We start from the raw sequence: 19,355 nt of genomic DNA on the forward strand, positions 1-19,355 counted from the left end.
CTGACCGTGGGTCTTTCTTACCTGATCTAGCTCGAACACTCCGATCGCTTTCCTCAAGGCTCATGGTCACTCATCGAGCGCGGCATTGTGCGCGCCGCGGTTGAGTGCCCGTGGCGGACAGCGGTCAGCAAAAACTAAAAAAAAACATAAAAAAATGACTCAGGAGCACCGTATGTTCAAGCGAGCAATCCCCACCGCACTTTTGCTGGCCACCGGTTCGATGTGCGCACAGGCAGCCGATTCTGCCGCGCACGGTTTTCTGGAGGACAGCAAAGCCACGCTGTCGATGCGCACGTTGTATTTCAACAGCGATAACCGCGATGGCACGGCGGACCCGTCGAAAACCGAGGAGGCCGCGCAGGGTTTTGTGCTGCGTTATGAGTCCGGTTTTACCCAGGGCGCGGTCGGGTTCGGGCTGGATGCGCAAGCCTTGCTCGGTGTGACGCTGGACAGCGGCGCGGGTCGCCACGTCGGCAGCGGCATGATCCCGAGTGACGGCGACGGTGCTGCCGACACTTGGAGCAGCTTCGGCCCCACGGCGAAGATGCGCATCTCAAAAACTGAGTTCCGCTACGGCACCTTGCTGCCGAAATTGCCGATTCTGTTGTCGAACGATGCCCGCGTATTGCCGCAGTCGTTCACCGGTGCGCAGGTCACCTCGAATGACATCGATGGCTTGATGCTGACCAGTGGCGTGCTTGAACACGCGGTCGGCCGCGCCTCGACGGACCGGACTGGTTTGTCGGTGCCGGGCGCCACCCAGGACAGCAACAAGTTCTACTTCGCCGGCGGAGACTACTACATCACCAAGGAACTGAAGGCGCAGTATTACTTCGCGCAGATGGAAGACTTCTACAACCAGAACTTCTTCGGCCTGACCCACGTGTTGCCGATCGACAGCAAAAGCTCGTTCACCACTGATCTGCGTTACTTCAACACCACATCGACGGGCGCCAACAGTTCCGCTGCCGGCCGCGCACAAGGCTACCGCACCTCGGGTTATACCGAGGACAACAACGGTGAAATCGACAACAACACCTGGGTGGCGATGATCACCTATGTGAACGGTGGCCACTCGGTGTCGCTGGGGCATCAACAGGTGGGTGACGGCAGCAACTTCGTGCAGCCCAACCAAGGCAGCCTGGTTGATAAAGGGGCGGGTGGTGGCAGTGTTTACCTGCCGACGGACCGCATGATCCAGAGCTTTACCCGTGCGGGCGAGCAGACGAACTTCGGTCAGTATTCCTATGACTTCGCGCCTTTGGGCGTGCCGGGCCTGAGAGCGTCGATCGCGTATCTGAAAGGGACTGACATCAAGGTTCGCAACGCGGGCGATCAGTCCGAGTGGGAGCGTGATATGACCCTGGACTACGTGCTGCAATCGGGGTCGCTCAAGGGGCTTGGTTTCAGCGTGCGCAACGGCAAGTCGAATACCGATGCCGGGCGTAACGTTGATCAGAATCGCTTTATCATCAACTACACCTTGTCGCTGCTGTAATCGCCCACGGTCTTTGTAGGAGCCGGCTTGCCGGCGATTGGGCCTTGAGGTTTGCGCTGTTTTTGCGGACGTCATCGCCAGCAAGCCGGCTCCTACAGGGTTTGCGTTTTGTCAGTTGCTAAGGTGCCAGGCGAGCACGGTCTTTGTAGGAGCCGGCTTGCCGGCGATTGGGCCTTGAGGTTTGCGCTGTTTTTGCGGACGTCATCGCCGGCAAGCCGGCTCCTACAGGGTATGTGTTGTGTCAGTTGCTAAGGTGCCAGGCGGGCACGGTCTTTGTAGGAGCCGGCTTGCTGGCGATTCAGGCGGCGCGGTGTATCTGTTACGTCGCCGTCGCCGGCAAGGTATGCGTTGTTGCTAAGGTGTCAGGCGCTGGGTCAGCAACGGCAATAGTTGCTCACACGAAGCCTCGATTTTCAGATCGAGGATGTCATCCGCCCGCGTCTTGCCCAGGTTAATCGCTATCAGCGGCTTGCCCTGATCCGCCACCGCCCGGCATAACCGAAATGCCGAATACGCCATCAACGAAGACCCCACCACCAGCAATCCCGCCGCTTTTTCCACTGCAGCCATTGCCTTGGCTGCCGTCACCTGCGCCACGTTCTCGCCAAAAAACACCACGTCCGGTTTCATTCGCTCGCCCGCGCAATGCGGGCAATGCGGTACTTGAAACCGCGCTTCGAACGCCGCGTCGAGCAGCGTGTCGCCGTCCGGCGCTTGCACCGCATCCACGCCGGCCAGGTACGGGTTCTGCGTTTCCATCAACTGCTGGATCGAATCCCGCTCACTGCGCTGCCCGCAATCCAGGCACAGCACCCGGTGCAGGCTGCCATGCAGTTCGATCACGTCGTGGCTGCCGGCCTGGTCGTGCAAGGTGTCGACGTTCTGGGTGATCAGCCCGCTGATCTGTCGGGTGCTTTGCAGGTTGGCGAGGGCTTCATGCGCCACATTCGGCTGAGCCTGACGCACCCGCGGCCAGCCGAGCATCGCTCGCGCCCAGTAGCGGCGCCGGGATTCGGGGGCGCTGAGGAATTCCTGATACATCATCGGTTGCCGGCCTCGGCGCACGCCCTGGTGGTCGCGGTAGTCCGGAATGCCCGACGGGGTGCTGATGCCGGCACCGGTCAGGACCACGAACGGCTGGTCGGCCATGAACTGCTGAAGCCGGTCGAGTTGTTCGCGGGTGCGGCTGTCGAGCATGTTCAACACTCCGATGGGCCTGGGGTGTTTGCAGCGTAGCATTTGGTGATTCACTTGTAGGAGCGTGGCTTGCCCGCGAAGACGGCCTGTCAGACAACGACGGTGTGCCTGAAATACCGCCTTCGCGGGCAAGCCTCGCTCCTACAAGAGCGGTGTTTACTTGCGCGCTTCGAGTATCAGGTTGAACGGTGTTTCCGTCGCCCGACGGAATGTGCTGAATCCCGCTTCCGTAAACACCTTGCGCAACCGCGCCTCACCGGCCTGGGCGCCGAGCCCGAGGCCGACTTCCTGAGACAGCGAGTTCGGGGTGCAAATGAACGTCGAGGCGGCGTAGAACAACCGGCCAACCGGGGTAACGTTGTCATCGAGCTTGTCGTTGGCGAACGGTTCCACCAGCAGCACCGTGCCGTCCGGCTTCAGCGACTCATAGGCGTGCCGCGCCGCGCCCACCGGGTCGCCCATGTCATGCAGGCAGTCGAAATAACAGATCAGGTCGTAGTCGTCACCGGGGTAGCTTTTTGCCGTGCCCTGGAAGAACCGCGCCCGCCCGGACACACCGCCTTCCTCGGCACGCTGGGTGGCGACGGTGACGGACGGCGCGTGGTAGTCGAAACCGACGAACCGCGATTCGGGGAACGCCTGGGCCATGATCACCGTCGATGCGCCATGCCCGCAGCCGATGTCCGCGACCTTGGCGCCAGCCTCCAGTTTGGCGACGACACCTTCAAGGGACGGTAGCCATTCGGCGACCAGGTGCGCCTTGTAGCCTGGCCGGAAGAACCGTTCCGTGCCGCTGAACATGCACGGATGGTGTTCGCCCCAGGGCAGGGCGCCGTTGCCGCGCATGGCTTTGACCAGCTTGTCCTTGTCATGGAAAAACGACGCGACCACCCCGATACCGCCCGCCACGTAGACCGGTGAGTCTTCGATCGCCAATGCCAGGGCTTGTTCTTCGGGCAGGCGGAACTGGCCGTCGCGGTGTTCCATGTAACCGGACGCGGCGTGAGCGCTAAGCCATTCGCGCAGCAGGCGGGGGTTGCAGCCGGTTTTCTCGGCGAGTGTTTCGGGGCTGATCAACTGACTGTCGGCCATCGCCCGGTACAGCCCGAGCTCTTCGCCGAGGATGACGTTGGCGAGCATCGCCGCGCCGCCCATGTCGTTCACCAGTTTGCCCATGAAATCGTTGAGTCTGGCCTCGTCCATCACGTGTGCTCCTTCAGCTGGATCACGGTCCAGGGGCATTCTTTGTCGAGGCATTCGCCTCTGGGCAGTGGTCGTGGAAATGATCAGGACGGTGAGTGCGTCCTGCGTGCAGTAAGTTTAGTCCGCAGGCCGTGGGCTGCCGGCCGGAGCGACGAAAGCCCGCATTTGCCTGATTCACACACGTACCCCTGTAGGAGCGAGGCTTGCCCGCGAAGGCGGAGTGTCAGGCAAATCCTTGGGTCTGACACTCCGTCTTCGCGGGCAAGCCTCGCTCCTACAGGGGGACGTGTGTATCGGAGTGTATCTAACGTCCTTCTCGATACATTTCCCGCAAAACCGGCTCACTGCCGAACACAGCCCAGATACAAACCTGCGATGAACTGCACAGGCCGCTTGGCACCCTATACACCGTGAAGGGGACAACAATGACCACGCTCCTGCCTGAAACCGACCTGACATCCACACCCGTTGATCGCCTGCGCGTCGACCAATACACCAGCGGCCTCATCGGCCCAAGCCAGCCGATGCTCGGCCCGCTGGCCGACGGCGGCACCCTGATCACCGGCACGCCGCCAGGCTGCTGGGGGCCGATGATTACGCCGGCCTTCGAGGGCGGCCATGAAGTGACCCAACCGGTGGCCATTGCCGGTGCCGAAATCGGCGACGCTGTGGCGATCAAGATCAAAAGCATGCGCGTCACCTCGCTGGCCACCTCGTCCGGCGTGATGAGCTTCGTTGAAGGTCGCTACAACGGCGACCCGTTCGTCGCGAAATTCTGTAGCAAATGCGGCACCGAGCACCCGGCCAGCTACGTCGAAGGCATTGGCGAAGATTCGATTCGTTGCAGCAATTGCGGCGCCGAAGTCAGCGCTTTCCGCTTCAGCCACGGTTACGTGATCGTGTTCGATGCGCAGAATCAGGTCAGCCTGACCGTCAATCAGGACATCGCCAACCAACTGGCGGGCAACGCCTCCGAGATGTCGGCGCTGCCGGAATTCGCCGCCCAGCATTCGATCCTGTCCCTGGCCCGCGCCGACATCCCCGGCGTTGCCGCGCACATGCGGCCGTTCCTCGGCAACATCGGCACCACGCCGTCGCGGGACTTGCCGGACTCGCACAACTGCGCCGATTTCGGCCAATACCTGATCGGCGCACCGCACCGTTTCGGCATGACGCGTGAGGAACTGCACGCGGCCAAGACTGACGGTCACATGGACACCAACTCGATCCGCGAAGGCTGCGTATTGATCTGCCCGGTGAAAGTCCCGGGCGCCGGTGTGTACATGGGCGACATGCACGCCCAGCAGGGCAACGGCGAGATCGCCGGGCATGCCACCGACTGCTCCGGGGAAACCGAAGTGCAGGTCGAAGTGATCAAGCACCTGACACTGGAAGGCCCGATCCTCCTGCAAAACCTCGACGATCTGCCGCCGATGGCGCGGCCGATGAATGCCCTGCAACGGCAGAAAGTCCGCGAACTGGGTGAGCGTTGGGGCCAGACCGAGATCGAGCAGAGCGGCCCGATCACCTTCATCGGCAGTGGCGAGAACCTTAACGTGGCGGTGGAAAACGGCCTGAAACGTGCCGCTTCGGTCACGGGCCTGCCGTATGACGAAGTGCTCAACCGCGCGACCATCACCGGTTCCATCGACATCAGCCGCTTGCCCGGCACCGTGCGCGTGACCTTCCTGTGCCCGATGAACGTGCTCGATCGCATCGGCATCGGCCATCTGGTGCGCGAGAAATACGACCTGGCGTAACGCCCACCGGCGGCTCTGTACCGAAGTGTGTACAGACCCGCCGGCGATACAACCGCCGCGATTTTCTGCCGGAACGCAACACAGGCCCGATACACCGTTTCGGTTAACTGTGATTACGTTCTGACAACCTTTGAGATCGACATCATGCAGACTTCCAACACATCAACGAAGGCCACCGTCGGACTTGGCCTGCGTCGCGGTTTGATGAAAGACCTTCAAGCCGCCCGCGTGGGCGATTTCGACTTTCTGGAAGTCGCGCCGGAGAACTGGATCGGCATCGGCGGCACCCATGGCGCGGCACTGCGGGGCCTGGCCGAGCGCTATCCGTTGTCCTGCCATGGTTTGTCCCTGTCATTGGGCGGGCCGGCGCCGCTGGACGTCGGGTTCTTGCAAGAAGTGCGGGTTTTTCTCGATCAGTACAACGTGCCGCTGTACAGCGAACACCTGAGCTACTGCAGCGATGACGGTCACCTTTACGACTTGTTGCCGCTGCCCTTTACCGAAGAAGCGGTGCACCACGTCGCCGCGCGCATTCGCCAGTCCCAGGACATTCTCGGTCGGCGCCTGGCGGTGGAAAACGTCTCGTATTACGCCGCGCCGCAACAGGACATGGACGAGCTGACGTTCACCAACGCGGTGCTGCGTGAAGCCGATTGCGACCTGTTGCTGGACGTCAACAATGTGTACGTCAACTCGATCAACCACGATTTTGATCCGCAGGTTTTTCTGGCCGGCATCGATTCGGACCGGGTGGTGGCGATGCACGTGGCCGGGCATTTCGATGAGTCCGACACGTTGAAAATCGACACCCACGGTGCCTCGGTGAAACCGGTGGTGTGGTCGTTGCTGGCCCAGGCTTATGCGCGGTTCGGCGCGCAACCGACGTTGCTTGAGCGGGATTTCAATTTCCCTGCATTCGCGGAACTGGTTGCCGAATTGCAGACCATTCGCCGCTTGCAGGCCAAGGGGGTGAACCGTGGATAACGCAAGCCTGTTTCAGCAGCAAAACACCTTGGGGCTTTATCTGCGCGACCCCGATCACTGCGCGCCGCCGACCGGAATGGACGTGGCCCGGGCACAGGTTTATCGCGACCTTGTTTTCAATAACCTCTCGATCTTGCTCAGCGGCACTTTTCCGGTGCTGATCAAGATTCTTGGCGATGAGCGCTGGGGTTCGCTGGTGCGCATGTTCCTGCGGGACCACCGTGCGCAAACGCCGAAATTCGGTGAGATCGCCAGGGAGTTTGTCGACTTTCTTGCGTCAGAACCGCCTGCGTTGCACGAAGGGGCGTGGCCGCCGTTCATGGTGGAACTGGCGCATTACGAGTGGATCGAGATGGTGTTGCAACAGTCCGACGCCGAGCCATTGCCGGCGAGTGATGTCGGGCTGCTGCTGGATCGACCGTTGCAGGTTTCACCGCTGGCCTGGCCGTTGGCGTATGCCTGGCCGGTGCAATTGGTGGGGCCGGACTATCAGCCTGAAACGCCTCCGGCTCAGCCGACGTTGCTGTTGGTTCGTCGGGCGGAGGACTGGAGTGTGAAGTTTTCCGAACTGAGCCCGCTGGCCTGGCGCTTGTTGCAGCGGATCGACGAGTTTCCCCAACTGAACGGACGTGAGCAGCTGGAAGGATTGGCCGTTGAAGCGGGGGCGGCGGGATCGCAGGATTTCATCGACAGCGGAGCGGTGTTGTTGCGGCAGATGCACGGGGAAGGGGTGGTTGGCCCGGCATAACCCCCTGTAGGAGCCGGCTTGCTGGCGATGGCGTCCGTTCAGGCGATAAATGTGTCGACTGACCTACCGCTATCGCCAGCAAGCCGGCTCCTACAGGGGGGATGCGTTTTTATTGGGCGGAGAAGAAGTACCGCGTCAGGTGAAAGAAGATCGGCGCCGCGAAGCAGATCGAGTCCATCCGGTCGAGCATGCCGCCGTGGCCCTTGATCATGGTGCCCCAGTCCTTGGCGCTGAGGCTGCGCTTGATCGCCGACATCACCAGGCCGCCCAGGAAACCCATCACCACAATCACGAACGACATCATCAGCGACTGCCAGAAACTGAACGGTGTCATCCAGAACATGCAGCCGCCAATCAGCGTGGCTGACAAACCGCCGCCGACCAGGCCTTCCACGGTTTTCGACGGGCTCACCAGCGGCGCAACCTTGTGCTTGCCGAAGAGCTTGCCGAACACGTACTGCAACACGTCACTCAACTGCACGACGAACACCAGGTAGAACAGCAGCAGCGCGTTCTGGCCCTGGAAGCCTTCCAGGTCCAGCAGTAACAGCGCCGGCGCGTGGCTGATGCAGTAGACGCAAATCATCACCCCCCACTGAATTTTGGCTGCCCGTTCCAGGAAGGCGTCGGTGTCCTGGCTCAGCACCGCAATCGCTGGCAACAGCAGGAAGGCGTACACCGGAATCAACAGCGTGAACAGCGAATACCAGTGGGTGCCGATCAGTACGTATTGCAGGGGGATCAGAATGAAAAACGCCGAAAACAGCGCGTTATGGTCGCCAGGTCGGGTCGGTGTCAGGGTGATGAATTCCCGGAGCGCGAACAGGGAAATGAAGCCGAACAGAATGACCGTCGCGTTCCCGCCCAGCAGGTAGGACACGAAGAAAATGATCACCATCCCCCACCAGGCATTTACGCGCTGGTTGAGGTTTTCGATGGTCGAGACCGAACCCTCTGTCGTCGCCCGCTTGGCCAGTATCCGGCCGATGATCGAAGCGATCGCCAACAGGGCGGCAATGGCGCCGAAGAACCACAAAAACTTTTCATCAAGATTCATTCCGACAACCTCACAATCGCGTCACGCGCCCGATCCAGAAACACCTGTTTTTCCTCGCCGCTGATCCGTTGCAGCGGATCGCCGATACGGATCGTGCAGATGATGGGCAGGGGGACGTGTTTGCCTTTTGGCATGGAGCGATGCAGGTTTTCCAGGTAGATAGGCACCAGGTCAACCTCAGGGAATGTCTCGGCCAAGCGGAACAGACCCGATTTGAAAGGACCGGGCAACGCTTCGCTGCCGCGCGTGCCTTCCGGAAAGATGATGATCGAATGGCCGGCGCGCACCACGTCGAAAATCGGCTCCAGTACGTTGACGCCGGGCGCGGGGTTGCGATCGATCAGCACCGCATTCAGGCCTTTCTGCGAGATGTATGACAGGAATTTGTTCTTTCCCCAGTAGTCAGCGGCCGCAACCGGTTTCACGTTCACTCGGGCTTCCGGTGGCAGGGCCGCGATGATTGCCAGGGTGTCCATATGGCTGGAGTGATTGGCGAAATAGATACGCTGGCGTGTCAGGTCCGGCGGGCTTTCCCATCGGGCGGTGACGCCGATCACGAATCGAAGAACAGAAATCAGCGCGTTACTGATCCACATGAGGATTCCCCTTCAGTTCGCGCGAGATGGCCAGGGTGCGCGTGACGCAGGTCGCGGCGGAGCCGATGGCGATGATGACCAGCGCAATCAACAGCACGTAGTGAGTGGCATAAACGCTCGCTTCGACGGCATTCAGCAGCAGCCCGACCGTCATGACCGCCATTCGGTGCTGCTTGGCCATCGGGCCGATGAAGCTCTGCTTGAGACCGATCGAACCGCCAAACACCCTGACGTATGCCGTCAATGCCGCAGCCAGCGCGGTAAACCAGCCAAGGTCAGAGTAGCCGATGGCGTAGCCCAGGCCGACAATCAGCAGGCTGTCGGCAATCCGGTCGGGGAATTCGTTGTAGAGGCTGCCGATGTCGGATTTCTTGCCGCCCTCAATCGCGACCATTCCGTCGAAGAGGTTGCACAACAGGCGCAACTGAATGCCGAGGGCGCAGAGGATCGAGCCGATGACGCCCGTGTCGATATTGAGCGCGACGATGCCAGCGAGTGCGAAGGCGATGCTGGCCACGGAGATCTGATTGGGGGAGAGGTCCCTTTTCACCAACTGGTCGGTGACGTATTTGGCCCATCCCGCAGAACGCGTCTTGATGGGTCTTCTGTTTTCATCCATGTGCAATGTCCATATCAATGATGAGGTACTGCCGAGTACAGCACAGCGGCGAATCACCGACTGCGCCCGACAATATAAAGGCTTTCCTTGGCCTTGGTTCAGGTTCTGTAGGAGCGAGGCTTGCCCGCGAAGAACGATGACACGGTTTTCAGCTAGAACCGTGTCGAGGCCTTCGCGGGCAAGCCTCGCTCCTACAAAGGGCGGGCCGGGAGCTTTAGCTCTGCGCAGAGTCCGCCGCCTTCGCGGTTGCTCAGCGTCAACGACCCGCCAAGGGCCAGTGCCAGTTGCTGGGCAATCGCCAGGCCCAGGCCGGTGCCGCCGGTGCTGCGGTTGCGGGAATTCTCCACGCGGTAGAACGGCTCCATCACGTGGGCGAGTTCTTCTTCGGCAATCCCGGGGCCGCGGTCCATTACCTTCACCGACAAGCTGCCGCCAGGTTTCGATTCCACCTGCAGTTCTGCCGCGCCGGCGAATTTGAGTGCGTTGTCCGTCAGGTTCACCAGCACGCGGCGCAAGGCGTGCGGCCGGGTGTCGATGACGGTGTCACTTTTTCCGCTGAGCTGAACGTCTTTGCCCACGTCCTGATAGTCGAACACCAGGCTGTCGAGGAACGAATCCAGATCGGTGCGACGGCTCTCCTCGGTGGCGCCATGGACGCTGCGGGCATAGGCCACGCCTTCGCGCACCAGATGCTCCATCTCGCCGAGGTCGTTCCACAGTTTGTCTTTTTCGTTGCAGTCGTCCATGAGCTCGGCGCGCAGTTTCATCCGAGTGATGGGGGTTTGCAGGTCGTGGGAAATCGCCGCCAGCAATTGCATGCGTTCTTTCAAATAGGCAGCGATGCGCGCCTGCATGGCGTTGAAGGCCATGGCGGCGTGGGCGACTTCGGTCGGGCCTTTTTCGTCCAGGTGCACCGGGTGGGTGTTGGGGTCCAGCGTTTCGACGGCTTGTGCGAGGCGGGTGAGGGGGCGAATGGCGATTCTCACGGCCAGCCAGGTGCACAGAATCATCAGCAACAGTTGGCCGAGCAAGACGACCGGCAACCAGGGTGACAACGGCACCATAGACGGACGCACGTCGATGGTGACCGGGCTGCCATCGGCCAGTTTCAGATGGACCTGGAAATGTTTGATCGGACCGGGAATGTCGGTCACGGTCATCGGGTAATCCTTGCCGATGGCGTCCTTGATCGAGGTCACCGCGATAGGCGTATCGCTCATCGCCGTGCCGGGCGAACCTTCATCCAGCAAATAGCGATAGTTGCGGCGATCCAGTTGTTGCAGCCAACTCATGCGTTCTTCGGCCGGCAAGCGGTCGAGGATGGCGATGGACGTTGAAACGTCGGTTTCCAGATTGCCCAGCATGGTGTTTTTCGCGCTTTCGTAGCGCTCGTAGTACTGCGCGCCGAAAGACAGGACCTGCGCCAGAATCAGACCGATCAGGAATATCAGCGACAGGCGTGAGGCGAGGGTGCGGGGCCACCGCAGGGAAAGGTTCATGCGGGCGCCCCGAGGACTTCCACCGGCAGCGAAAACACATAGCCTTCGCTGCGCACGGTTTTGATGTAGGCCGGTTCCCGTGCGTCGTCGAGCAAGCGCTGACGCAGGCGGCTGACCAGCAAATCGATGGAACGGTCGAACAGATCGGCATCGCGGCCCTGGGTCAGGTTCAGCAACTGGTCGCGGTTGAGCACCCGTTGCGGATGATCGAGGAACACCCGCAGCAGTCGATATTCCGCGCCGCTGAGCGCGACCATGGTGCCGTCGTCATCGAGCAGATGGCGGGCCGAGGTGTCCAGGCGCCAGCGACCGAAGGCCAGCAGGCGACCGCTTTCGGTGACCACCAGGTTGGGCGGCAGCATCCGTGTGCGCCGCAGCACCGCGTTGATCCGCGCCAGCAGTTCACGGGCGGCGAACGGCTTGACCAGGTAATCGTCGGCGCCCATTTCCAGGCCGATGATGCGGTCGGTTTCATCGTTGCGCGCAGTTAGCATCAGCACCGGGGTGGTCTTGTGTTTGCCAGCGCGGATCTCGCGGCACAGCATCAGGCCATCGTCGCCCGGCATCATGATGTCGAGCACGATCAAGTCCACCGGCGTGGTCTCCAGGAACGCGCGCATCTGCCGGCCGTCCGCCACGACGGTGGTGCGCAGGCCGTTCTTCTTCAGGTAGTTGCCTACCAGCTCTCGAATCTCGCGGTCATCGTCCACGATGAGGATGTGATCGACGTGTTCCATGGGCCAAGCCTCTTCAAATAGGGAATGCGCACAGTCTATCGAGCCTTTGCCCGCTCGCCCGCCACCCTTTGTATTGCAGTGTATCTGGTGTGTCGGCGGATACACATGGACTTAAAAACCCGGGAATCCAGGGGTTTTGTATCGCTGTGTATCGGCAGGCCCCTTTGATACGTACCGATTTACACGCGCCGCTTCTCGACACAGACGAGATACCTCAGGGCCTTCTAATAGGTTCCATCGAGGCAAACCCAACCGCCTCGGCTCAATTGAACGACCTACCCATTGAAGCCTTGAGGACACCACCATGAACACCAAAGCCATCTACGCCGCTTGCCTGTTTGCCGCCCTGAACATCTGCACCCTGTCGGCCCGTGCCGAAGCTGACGTCAGCGCCAGGACCTACAGCTACGGCACGCACCTGGACATCAAGAAAGTGGTGTCGTTGACACAGGACACCACGAACGCCTGCGGGATTGTCGATGCCCAGCTGACTTACCTGGACTCCCAGAACAAAACCCAGGTGCTGGACTACCGAAAAATTGCTGACTGCAACGAAGACAACTGAGTCCTTCGCTGACCGATTGCCAATCCCCTTTGATACAGGAATAACGCCATGAACAACGTAACCCGCTTTTTGACCGCCTCTGCCTTCGCCCTTGCCGGCGCCGCCGCTCACGCCAACGCCGCCGTTGAACAAAGCACCTGCGGCAGCAGCACCTGCTTCCAGCTGACCCCGGTGAACGAGCAGGGCGCCAACGACTTGCTGGTGCAGGACGGTTCGAGCCGTACGCCGCAAGGGCAGATGGTGGCTGCGGATGGTTCGAGCCGTACGCCGCAAGGTCAGATGGTTGCCGAGAACGGTGGCAGCCGCACGCCACAAGGCCAGTTGCTGGATGAGCAGACGGCCTGAGGCCGGACACTGTTTCTGTAATCACCCACATTCCAGGTGGGAGCGGGCTTGCTCGCGAAAGCGATTCAACATTCAGCATTGATGTTGGCTGACAGTCCGCCTTCGCGAGCAAGCCCGCTCCCACATTGGATCGGTGTTAACCGCCACCCTCGTATTTATAGGTGATCCTCATGTTTCTCATCGCTTTCCTGGGCGGCATTTTGACCGTCCTCAGTCCCTGCATCCTCCCGGTCGTGCCGTTCCTGTTCGCCGGGGTCGACCGCACTCGCTCCTCGATCCTGCTCACCCTCGGCGGCATGGTCCTGACCTTCGCCCTGATCTCCAGCCTGGCCGTGGTCAGCAGTGAATGGGTGGTGCAAGCCAACAACACCGGTCGCCACGTGGCCCTGATCGTGATGGCGCTGTTTGCCCTGTCGCTGATTTCGGCGCGGGTCGGTGGCTGGCTGGCACGCCCGTTCGTGCTGTTGGGCAATCGCCTCGACCCCGACACCCGCAAAATGTCCGGCCCGTTGGGTTCGGTGATGATCGGTGTCGCCACCGGTCTGCTCTGGGCGCCGTGCGCCGGGCCGATCCTCGGTGTGATCCTCACCGGCGCCATGCTGCAAGGCGCCAACGCGCAAACCAGTCTGTTGCTGGTGGCGTACGGCCTGGGCAGCGCGTTGTCCCTGGGCACCTTGATCTTCGCCGGTCGCGGCCTGGTCAATCGCTTGAAAGCGTCGATTCCGGTGACCGGCTGGTTGCGACGCGGTACCGGGTTTGCGGTACTGGCGGCTGCGGTGGTGATTTCCACCGGCGCCGACAAGACCCTGCTGGCCGGCACTTCTTCCGAGGGCGTCAGCAGTATCGAGAAAGGCGTGCTGGAAAGCGTACCGAAAGTGGTCGATTACCTGGTCAGCAAGGTCAAGGCCGATACAAGCCTGGACAATGCCCAAGGCCCGATGCCGTCGCTGTCCGGCGCCGTCGAATGGATCAACTCGCCAGCACTGACCAATGAGTCGCTCAAAGGCAAAGTGGTGCTGGTGGACTTCTGGACCTACGACTGCATCAACTGCCAGCACACCCTGCCTTATGTGAAGGACTGGGCGAAGAAATACGAGAAGGATGGCCTGGTGGTGATCGGCGTCCACACCCCGGAATACGGCTTCGAACGCATCATTTCCAACGTCAAGGATCAGGTGAAAAAGCTCGGCATCACATACCCGGTGGCCATCGACAACAACTACGCGATCTGGCGCAACTTCGATAACCAGTACTGGCCCGCTCACTACCTGATCGACGCCAAGGGGCAGGTGCGTTTCACCCACTTCGGTGAAGGTCGCTACGAAACCCAGGAAAAGATGATCCAGCAGTTGCTGGAAGAAGCGAAAGCCCCCGCTGCGTAACCCGTCAACTCAATGGCTCACAGGCTCCGCGCCGTGGGCCATTGTTCGTTTCTCCTGACTGCGCCGCCACGCTGCGGGCGGTGCGCCGAACTCCCGCCGAAACGCCCGGCTGAATGCCGTATCGGTCTGGTAACCGACCTCTTCGGCGATGCGCATCAATGAGCTGTTACTGCTGCGTAACAGGTTGGCCGCCAGCAACATGCGCCATTGCGTCAGGTACTGCATCGGCGAAATCCCCACCAGTTGCTGAAAGCGTTCCGCCAATACCGATCTTGAGGTGCCGGCGGTGCGCGCCAGTTCATCCAGTGTCCAGGCATGACAGGGTTTTTTGTGCAGCGCGTTGAGGGCGGCGCCGACGATCCGGTCGCCGACACCCGCCAGCCAACCGGTCCGGCCTTCGCCCTGTTCGTGCATGTACAAACGCAGCACTTCGATGAACAACACCTCGGCCAGCTTGGCCAGTACGCCTTCACCACCGGGCCTTGGCGAGCGCGCTTCGGCCAGCGCATAACGCACCGAAGATTCCAGCCAGATCCCGGCGTTCGAACCTCGCACATTGACCTTTACCACGGCCGGCAACCCCGTCAACAACATGCCCGCCAGCCGCGTATCGCACGCCAGATAACCGCACACCAGGCGCGTGACCGCGCCGCCACCGCCATAACTCAACTGCCGTGGACGGCGCGCGAGCACGACGTCCAGCCGTGCGCCGCTGGCCGGCGCGAGACCGGGTTTGGAGCACATGCGGTGGGCATCGCCCTGCGGAAACACCACCACATCGCCAGCCGTCAGCAATTGGGGAGGATCATCACCGAGCTCGACATAACACTCGCCTTCGGTGATCAAGTGAAAGATCACCACGCGTTCGGCGCCGGGCTCGAGAAACGGTGCGGCGGTGTCTGCGCTCGGTGACTGATAACACCAGGGGGCAGTGAACCTGGTGTTGATGAAAATCGCGCCGACCAGGCGGACGACGCGCAGGGTCTGGGACAGGGCGTCCATGGTGGTGTTCCCCTGTGGGCGGGCAGTTTTTGATTGTGAGCCTGTGGCGGCACAACGCGAAACCTCCGGACGATCGGGCAAGGTTGGCCGACGATCGGGCAGGACGCCGATGGTCAGCAGCGCGATAGTTGGCACAGGGTCTGCCGACCCTGTCATCAATAACAAAAATGAGAGGTTGCCATGCCGAAGTTCATCATTGAACGCGAGATTCCGGGTGCTGGAACACTGTCAGAAAGGGATTTGAAAGCGGCTTCGCAAAAGTCCTGCCGAGCGTTGCGCGACTTGCCGGAGGTGCAGTGGCAGCAGAGTTATGTCACCGGTGACAAGCTCTACTGCGTGTACCTCTCGCCCAACGAAGAGTTGATCAGGGAGCATGCCAGGCTGAGTGGTTTCCCGGCCAACCGCATTTCCCGGGTCATGACCGTCATCGACCCCACCACGGCGGAATAAGCCGGGGGCGTTTGAACTCGTAACGGAGCGATTTGATGAGTACTCCCATTGATCTCACTGCCTTGAAAAACCGTCAGATGGCCGCCTGGGCCAGTGGCGACTATGCCGTGATCGGCACCACCTTGCAGATTGTCGGCGAGCAGCTCGCCGAAGCCTGCGACCTGCTTTGCGACGAGCGTGTGCTGGACGTCGCCGCCGGCAACGGCAACGCGACATTGGCGGCCGCGCGTCGGGGTGCCCGCGTCACGTCCACCGACTACGTCGCCGCGCTGCTGGAGCGCGGCGAAGACCGGGCCCGGGCGGAACGCCTGGAGGTGACCTTTCAAGTGGCGGATGCCGAGGCGCTGCCGTTCGAGGACGGCAGTTTCGATGCGGTGCTGTCGACCTTCGGCGTGATGTTCGCACCGGACCAGTCCAAGGCTGCCGCCGAGCTCGCGCGGGTCTGTCGTCCGGGCGGCCGGATCGGCCTCGCCAACTGGACGCCTGAAGGTTTCGTCGGCCAGATGTTCAAGACCCTGGGCCGGCACATGCCACCTCCGCCGGGGGCACAACCACCGTCGAACTGGGGTTCCGAGGCCTGGCTGCATAAGCATTTTGATGAGCGCGAGTTTCTGCTTCAGGTGACACGGCGGTTCTTCAATTTCCGCTACCGTTCGGCCGCGCATTTCATCGACACGTTCCGCACCTGGTATGGCCCGGTCCACAAGGCGTTCGCGGCGCTGCCCCCCGAAGGCGCCCAGGCCCTTGAAGGTGACCTGACCGAGCTGATCAACCGCTTGAACCGCACGGGTGAAAAATCGCTGGTGGTGCCGAGTGAATACCTTGAAGTGGTGATCACAAGGCGTTGACCCGGCAACGCCCCCCCCTGTGGGAGCGGGCTTGCTCGCGAAGGCGGAGTGTCAGTCAACAATGATGTCGCCTGACACTCCACCTTCGCGAGCAAGCCCGCTCCCACATTGGGTATGTGGTGTCTGGTCGATTGATTACTCATCCAACCGCTCGCTGTACACCACCCAGACGCTGCACGGCATTTTGTACAGCAGGTGCTCCACCGTGCTGCCGATCAACCTGCCCAAGCCGCGATGGCCGATGCGGCCCATGACGATCACGTCGATGTCGCAGGCATCGGCGTAGCGGGTCAGGACCTTTACCGGGTTGCCCATGATCATGTGCCGTTGCTGCGGCGCGATGCCGTTGCGTTCGGCCAGTTCGTTGAAGGCGGCTTCCTGGTAGTCGAACAGGGTCCTGGCTTTGCCCGACGAGAAAAACGCCGAACCGTTGTCGAAGCCGAATTCATCGGCGCTGATCGATGACAGGTCATAGGCGTAGACCACATCCAGCTCGGCATTACAGGCGCTCGCCAGTTTTGCCGCTTCGTGAAGAATGCGGTCATTGAAGCTTTTGTAGTGATCATCACGATGGAACGGGTCGACCGCCGCGACGATCTTGCGCGGCAAGGCATGCGCGGCATGGCTGACGAAGTGCAACGGCACCGGGCATTCCCGCAGCAAATGCACGTCGAGTGGCGTGAACATCAGCCTTGAGAGCATCGAATGCGGCTCCAGCGCCTTGATCAGCACGTCCATCGGCTGCTCTTTCAGGTGAATCAGGATTTCCTCCAGCGGCCGTTCGACCCACGTCACTTCGGTGGTGACGTGCACCCCGATCTTGCGCAAGGGTCGCGCCTGGTCCTCAAGCCATTGACGGTGTCGATCGACATAGCCCAGGCGCATCTGCTCCAGGGCCTTTTCATTGACCAGACTGGCGGTCGCCAGGCCCTCCAGATAATCGAACGCAACGATGTGCAGCGCCGCGTCTTCGGCCTTGGCCAGCGCTGCGGCCCTGTCGAAGGCGGGGCTGTGTTCCATCAGGGGTGAGGCGACCAGCATGAAACGTGATTGCTCAGACATGACAAACCTCCCGTGGGTAAACGAGCGTCAGGGTCATTCGACAGGCATTCAACCTTTTGAGTATTGACCATGATCAACCTGTCGTCTGGTCAGGCGGGAGTGGGGCGGGGTTATGAGGGTGGCGATTACGCCGTGAACATCAACCTTGAGAACAACGCAATTCCTTGTAGGAGCCGGCTTGCTGGCGATAGCGTCCGTCCAGTGACCATTAGTTTGACTGACAGAACGCCATCGCCAGCAAGCCGGCTCCTACAGGGGATTTGTGGGGTATTTGAATTTAAATAACCTTGGCGCCGCGTGCCTGCAACAGTTCGCGCAATACCGAGCGATGGCAGTGCGCTTCATCTTCGCAATAGCAGCCGACGGCCAGCGAGGTGTGATGGGAGAGGGCCGCCAACAGATCCAGCAACTGGCTGGGCGCAGGCTGATTCATTTCAGCCTTGAACTTGCGCTTGAAGCCCTCCCAGGTTTTTTCATCTGCCGCCGCCTTGGCTTCGGCCACTAATTCAGCACTGGGAGACAGCAGCGGTTGCCACACATCATAAAAATCCCGCTGGGCAAACTCAGCCTTCGGCACGCCACGAGGCGGGCGGCGCACGGTGCCTAACCGAAGGCCTTCATCGGGCAGGCGCGGTGAGCCGAGTCGTACGATATGAATAGGCATGGCTTATGGGTGCCGCGAGCCGTCAAACCATTCCATCGCCGTGCGCCAGATGCAAATCCCCAGAAAGTAGGCCGACATCAGCAACCAGAGCCCCATGACCATCGGGTTGATCACCGGATGGTTGATCACCAGCGACAAGCTGCACAGCAACCAGATGGCCGTCACTGCAATGTTGATCGGCATGAACCGGCGCACGCGAAACGGGTGCAGGAATTTCATCCGGGTCACGGTCAGCAACGCCAGGCCGATGACGGTGAGCAGGGTGATCCACGGCGACGGGGCGATGATGTACAGGCATAGCGCAACCACGTTCCACGCGGCGGGGAAGCCCTGGAAGTAGTTGTCTTTGCTTTTCATGTTGACGTTGCAGAAGCAGAACAGCGACGAGACCAGTATCAGCGACACGGTCAGCAGCAGGGTGTACTCCGGCAACGGGATGTAACGATAGATAAACAGTGCCGGGATAAACACGTACGTCAGGTAGTCGATGACCAGGTCAAGGATCGAGCCGTCGAAGCTCGGTAACACCGACTGCACATTGACCTTGCGCGCCAGTGCGCCGTCGAGCCCGTCGACGATCAGTGCGACGCCCAGCCACAGCAGGCAATTGGTGGGTTGGTTTTCCAGCAGGGCGAGGGTGGCGAGGAAGGCTGTGACTACGCCAGTGGCGGTAAAACCATGGGCGCCCCATGCTTTGAGCCTGGCGATGTGTAGGGTGGATATCACGGGGGCGTTCTCCAGAAAGTGAAGCAAGCCAGTCATCACCCTCGTTTATCGGGGGCGGTGGCGAACCGGGTCGGGTTGCAGGTATCGACCGGAAATCCGGGAATAAGGTTCACCGTCTGTAAATCTTAGCTGGGTCGTCAAAAAATACTGTGGTGTTGGGTATGAAATCCTTCACCGAGGGGAATGTCGCTGTCGGACTGCGCTTGCGTCCATTTCAGGGGGATGGCTGACCTGATCTTGCGGATGTACCCGGAACCATTGTGGGAGTGAGACCGGCTTGCCGGCGATGGCTGTGTATCAGGCGACGAATTTTTTAAGGGTGTACATATCCATTCCTGCGGTAACGGCGGCTATTGGTTTCGCTCTTACAGCGAGTCCCTTTTTCAAACGCCAAAAAGGAACCAAAAGGCTTT

At 60.8% G+C, this 19,355-nt stretch carries 20 protein-coding genes; 9 read left to right on the forward strand and 11 right to left on the reverse strand.

Features of this window, described 5'->3' with window-relative positions; all coding sequences use genetic code 11:
- The first annotated feature begins 172 nt into the window (after positions 1–172).
- Positions 173–1,498 (forward strand): OprD family porin, encoded by a 1,326-nt coding sequence (locus ACM6IO_RS25040; protein WP_414912437.1) that lies wholly within the window; start codon positions 173–175, stop codon positions 1,496–1,498.
- A 354-nt stretch (positions 1,499–1,852) separates the two neighbouring features.
- Here the strand turns inward: ACM6IO_RS25040 and ACM6IO_RS25045 are convergent, their stop codons facing one another.
- Together ACM6IO_RS25045 and ACM6IO_RS25050 are read right to left on the reverse strand one after the other, a co-directional pair.
- Positions 1,853–2,695 (reverse strand): NAD-dependent protein deacetylase, encoded by an 843-nt coding sequence (locus tag ACM6IO_RS25045; protein WP_192418621.1) that lies wholly within the window; start codon positions 2,693–2,695, stop codon positions 1,853–1,855.
- Between the two features lie 156 nt (positions 2,696–2,851).
- Positions 2,852–3,898, reverse strand: a complete 1,047-nt coding sequence (locus ACM6IO_RS25050; RefSeq protein WP_192418619.1) for a class I SAM-dependent methyltransferase — start codon at positions 3,896–3,898, stop codon at positions 2,852–2,854.
- Positions 3,899–4,323: 425 nt separating this feature from the next.
- Here ACM6IO_RS25050 and ACM6IO_RS25055 point away from each other — a divergent pair, with 425 nt between their 5' ends.
- From ACM6IO_RS25055 to ACM6IO_RS25065, 3 genes are all read left to right on the forward strand, one after another.
- Positions 4,324–5,658 (forward strand): acetamidase/formamidase family protein, encoded by a 1,335-nt coding sequence (locus ACM6IO_RS25055; protein ID WP_008043306.1) that lies wholly within the window; start codon positions 4,324–4,326, stop codon positions 5,656–5,658.
- A gap of 144 nt (positions 5,659–5,802) precedes the next feature.
- On the forward strand, positions 5,803–6,642 hold the full coding sequence (locus ACM6IO_RS25060) for a DUF692 domain-containing protein (protein WP_414912438.1): 840 nt from the start codon (positions 5,803–5,805) through the stop codon (positions 6,640–6,642).
- A complete protein-coding gene (locus ACM6IO_RS25065; RefSeq protein WP_414912439.1) occupies positions 6,635–7,390 on the forward strand; it encodes a DUF2063 domain-containing protein in 756 nt (251 codons plus the stop codon). The genes ACM6IO_RS25060 and ACM6IO_RS25065 overlap by 8 nt, the downstream gene beginning before the upstream one ends.
- A gap of 109 nt (positions 7,391–7,499) precedes the next feature.
- On the opposite strand, the gene ACM6IO_RS25070 is transcribed toward ACM6IO_RS25065, so the two are convergent.
- The 5 genes from ACM6IO_RS25070 to ACM6IO_RS25090 all read right to left on the reverse strand — a co-directional run bounded on the left by ACM6IO_RS25070 (position 7,500) and on the right by ACM6IO_RS25090 (position 11,898).
- Positions 7,500–8,447 carry a phosphatidate cytidylyltransferase gene (locus tag ACM6IO_RS25070; protein ID WP_008043299.1) on the reverse strand — a complete coding sequence of 316 codons (948 nt, stop codon included), beginning with the start codon at positions 8,445–8,447 and terminating at the stop codon, positions 7,500–7,502.
- Positions 8,444–9,043, reverse strand: a complete 600-nt coding sequence (locus tag ACM6IO_RS25075) for a lysophospholipid acyltransferase family protein (RefSeq protein WP_008028204.1) — start codon at positions 9,041–9,043, stop codon at positions 8,444–8,446. The genes ACM6IO_RS25070 and ACM6IO_RS25075 overlap by 4 nt, the downstream gene beginning before the upstream one ends.
- Positions 9,030–9,662 carry a CDP-alcohol phosphatidyltransferase family protein gene (locus ACM6IO_RS25080; protein WP_414912440.1) on the reverse strand — a complete coding sequence of 211 codons (633 nt, stop codon included), beginning with the start codon at positions 9,660–9,662 and terminating at the stop codon, positions 9,030–9,032. Before ACM6IO_RS25080 ends, ACM6IO_RS25075 begins: the two co-directional genes overlap by 14 nt.
- A 191-nt stretch (positions 9,663–9,853) precedes the next feature.
- Complete coding sequence (locus ACM6IO_RS25085; RefSeq protein ID WP_414912441.1) at positions 9,854–11,161, reverse strand: ATP-binding protein; 1,308 nt, start codon at positions 11,159–11,161, stop codon at positions 9,854–9,856.
- Positions 11,158–11,898: a response regulator gene (locus ACM6IO_RS25090; RefSeq protein WP_008028195.1), complete on the reverse strand. Its 741-nt coding sequence runs from the start codon at positions 11,896–11,898 to the stop codon at positions 11,158–11,160. Before ACM6IO_RS25090 ends, ACM6IO_RS25085 begins: the two co-directional genes overlap by 4 nt.
- A gap of 304 nt (positions 11,899–12,202) precedes the next feature.
- Between ACM6IO_RS25090 and ACM6IO_RS25095 the strand changes: the two genes are divergently transcribed.
- The 3 genes from ACM6IO_RS25095 (at position 12,203) to ACM6IO_RS25105 (ending at position 14,190) form a co-directional block, all read left to right on the forward strand.
- Entirely contained in the window at positions 12,203–12,463 is a 261-nt protein-coding gene (locus ACM6IO_RS25095) for a DUF2790 domain-containing protein (RefSeq protein WP_008043296.1), read from the forward strand.
- 48 nt (positions 12,464–12,511) lie between these two features.
- Complete coding sequence (locus ACM6IO_RS25100; protein ID WP_414912442.1) at positions 12,512–12,808, forward strand: hypothetical protein; 297 nt, start codon at positions 12,512–12,514, stop codon at positions 12,806–12,808.
- Positions 12,809–12,978: 170 nt separating this feature from the next.
- Positions 12,979–14,190, forward strand: coding sequence for a cytochrome c biogenesis protein DipZ (locus tag ACM6IO_RS25105; RefSeq protein ID WP_192229030.1), 1,212 nt, complete (start codon positions 12,979–12,981; stop codon positions 14,188–14,190).
- A gap of 9 nt (positions 14,191–14,199) precedes the next feature.
- Here ACM6IO_RS25105 and ACM6IO_RS25110 read toward each other — a convergent pair whose 3' ends face one another.
- Positions 14,200–15,192, reverse strand: a complete 993-nt coding sequence (locus ACM6IO_RS25110) for an AraC family transcriptional regulator (protein WP_414912443.1) — start codon at positions 15,190–15,192, stop codon at positions 14,200–14,202.
- A gap of 180 nt (positions 15,193–15,372) precedes the next feature.
- Between ACM6IO_RS25110 and ACM6IO_RS25115 the strand changes: the two genes are divergently transcribed.
- Positions 15,373–15,642, forward strand: a complete 270-nt coding sequence (locus ACM6IO_RS25115; protein ID WP_008028186.1) for a DUF4242 domain-containing protein — start codon at positions 15,373–15,375, stop codon at positions 15,640–15,642.
- 35 nt (positions 15,643–15,677) lie between these two features.
- On the forward strand, positions 15,678–16,490 hold the full coding sequence (locus ACM6IO_RS25120; RefSeq protein ID WP_192229031.1) for a class I SAM-dependent methyltransferase: 813 nt from the start codon (positions 15,678–15,680) through the stop codon (positions 16,488–16,490).
- 135 nt (positions 16,491–16,625) lie between these two features.
- On the opposite strand, the gene ACM6IO_RS25125 is transcribed toward ACM6IO_RS25120, so the two are convergent.
- The 3 genes from ACM6IO_RS25125 to pcsA all read right to left on the reverse strand — a co-directional run bounded on the left by ACM6IO_RS25125 (position 16,626) and on the right by pcsA (position 18,942).
- A complete protein-coding gene (locus ACM6IO_RS25125; RefSeq protein WP_008043281.1) occupies positions 16,626–17,552 on the reverse strand; it encodes a universal stress protein in 927 nt (308 codons plus the stop codon).
- Between the two features lie 277 nt (positions 17,553–17,829).
- Positions 17,830–18,216 carry a DUF488 domain-containing protein gene (locus ACM6IO_RS25130; protein WP_414912444.1) on the reverse strand — a complete coding sequence of 129 codons (387 nt, stop codon included), beginning with the start codon at positions 18,214–18,216 and terminating at the stop codon, positions 17,830–17,832.
- A gap of 3 nt (positions 18,217–18,219) precedes the next feature.
- The gene (gene pcsA, locus ACM6IO_RS25135) at positions 18,220–18,942 is read right to left on the reverse strand and encodes a phosphatidylcholine synthase (RefSeq protein ID WP_253404112.1); all 723 of its coding nucleotides are present in this window, start codon (positions 18,940–18,942) and stop codon (positions 18,220–18,222) included.
- Positions 18,943–19,355: the final 413 nt, after the last annotated feature.

The organism is Pseudomonas sp. IT-P44, assembly GCF_949768225.1.
Classification (GTDB): domain Bacteria; phylum Pseudomonadota; class Gammaproteobacteria; order Pseudomonadales; family Pseudomonadaceae; genus Aquipseudomonas; species Aquipseudomonas migulae.

Excerpts from the sequence above, each read along its gene's own strand:
- ACM6IO_RS25040 (WP_414912437.1), top strand. The coding sequence starts at position 173 with ATGTTCAAGCGAGCAATCCCCACCGCACTTTTGCTGGCCACCGGTTCG.
- ACM6IO_RS25045 (WP_192418621.1), bottom strand. The coding sequence starts at position 2,695 with ATGCTCGACAGCCGCACCCGCGAACAACTCGACCGGCTTCAGCAGTTC.
- ACM6IO_RS25050 (WP_192418619.1), bottom strand. The coding sequence starts at position 3,898 with ATGGACGAGGCCAGACTCAACGATTTCATGGGCAAACTGGTGAACGAC.
- ACM6IO_RS25055 (WP_008043306.1), top strand. The coding sequence starts at position 4,324 with ATGACCACGCTCCTGCCTGAAACCGACCTGACATCCACACCCGTTGAT.
- ACM6IO_RS25060 (WP_414912438.1), top strand. The coding sequence starts at position 5,803 with ATGCAGACTTCCAACACATCAACGAAGGCCACCGTCGGACTTGGCCTG.
- ACM6IO_RS25070 (WP_008043299.1), bottom strand. The coding sequence starts at position 8,447 with ATGAATCTTGATGAAAAGTTTTTGTGGTTCTTCGGCGCCATTGCCGCC.
- ACM6IO_RS25075 (WP_008028204.1), bottom strand. The coding sequence starts at position 9,043 with ATGTGGATCAGTAACGCGCTGATTTCTGTTCTTCGATTCGTGATCGGC.
- ACM6IO_RS25080 (WP_414912440.1), bottom strand. The coding sequence starts at position 9,662 with ATGGATGAAAACAGAAGACCCATCAAGACGCGTTCTGCGGGATGGGCC.
- ACM6IO_RS25085 (WP_414912441.1), bottom strand. The coding sequence starts at position 11,161 with ATGAACCTTTCCCTGCGGTGGCCCCGCACCCTCGCCTCACGCCTGTCG.
- ACM6IO_RS25090 (WP_008028195.1), bottom strand. The coding sequence starts at position 11,898 with ATGGAACACGTCGATCACATCCTCATCGTGGACGATGACCGCGAGATT.
- ACM6IO_RS25095 (WP_008043296.1), top strand. The coding sequence starts at position 12,203 with ATGAACACCAAAGCCATCTACGCCGCTTGCCTGTTTGCCGCCCTGAAC.
- ACM6IO_RS25100 (WP_414912442.1), top strand. The coding sequence starts at position 12,512 with ATGAACAACGTAACCCGCTTTTTGACCGCCTCTGCCTTCGCCCTTGCC.
- ACM6IO_RS25105 (WP_192229030.1), top strand. The coding sequence starts at position 12,979 with ATGTTTCTCATCGCTTTCCTGGGCGGCATTTTGACCGTCCTCAGTCCC.
- ACM6IO_RS25110 (WP_414912443.1), bottom strand. The coding sequence starts at position 15,192 with ATGGACGCCCTGTCCCAGACCCTGCGCGTCGTCCGCCTGGTCGGCGCG.
- ACM6IO_RS25115 (WP_008028186.1), top strand. The coding sequence starts at position 15,373 with ATGCCGAAGTTCATCATTGAACGCGAGATTCCGGGTGCTGGAACACTG.
- ACM6IO_RS25120 (WP_192229031.1), top strand. The coding sequence starts at position 15,678 with ATGAGTACTCCCATTGATCTCACTGCCTTGAAAAACCGTCAGATGGCC.
- ACM6IO_RS25125 (WP_008043281.1), bottom strand. The coding sequence starts at position 17,552 with ATGTCTGAGCAATCACGTTTCATGCTGGTCGCCTCACCCCTGATGGAA.
- ACM6IO_RS25130 (WP_414912444.1), bottom strand. The coding sequence starts at position 18,216 with ATGCCTATTCATATCGTACGACTCGGCTCACCGCGCCTGCCCGATGAA.